Origin of the sequence: Chromobacterium fluminis (genome assembly GCF_011602385.1) — a bacterium.
Taxonomy (GTDB): Bacteria; Pseudomonadota; Gammaproteobacteria; order Burkholderiales; family Chromobacteriaceae; genus Chromobacterium; species Chromobacterium fluminis.
This window is the reverse complement of sequence record NZ_JAAOMA010000163.1, coordinates 1-246: the sequence shown is the minus strand read 5'-3', so window position 1 is coordinate 246 and position 246 is coordinate 1. Positions and strand designations below refer to the sequence as shown.

Genomic DNA, 246 nt, shown 5'->3' with positions numbered 1-246 from the left:
AAACGCACAGAAAAGCCCAAAAAAGCACGACAATAACACCATTGCCGAGGCTTCAAAAAGCCTTGAAAAACCAAGGAACCTAGCAAAATCAGGCCGTAGCAAGAGATACAGCAACCCGATAGTTAAAGGGATTGACTGGATAAGATTTTGCATTAAATACATGCCGTTACGATCAGCATAAAAAATCAAGTAGCACTTCCATAGCACCGCTACCGTAGTTCAACGGATAGAACGGCCGCCTCCTAA

The 246-nt window shown here is 43.5% G+C and carries 1 protein-coding gene; it reads left to right on the top strand.

All coding sequences use genetic code 11. From position 1 onward, the window contains the following. Positions 1-181, top strand: a 181-nt coding sequence (locus HA052_RS27505; RefSeq protein ID WP_206119088.1) for a hypothetical protein, incomplete at its 5' end; no start/stop codon positions are given. Positions 182-246: the final 65 nt, after the last annotated feature.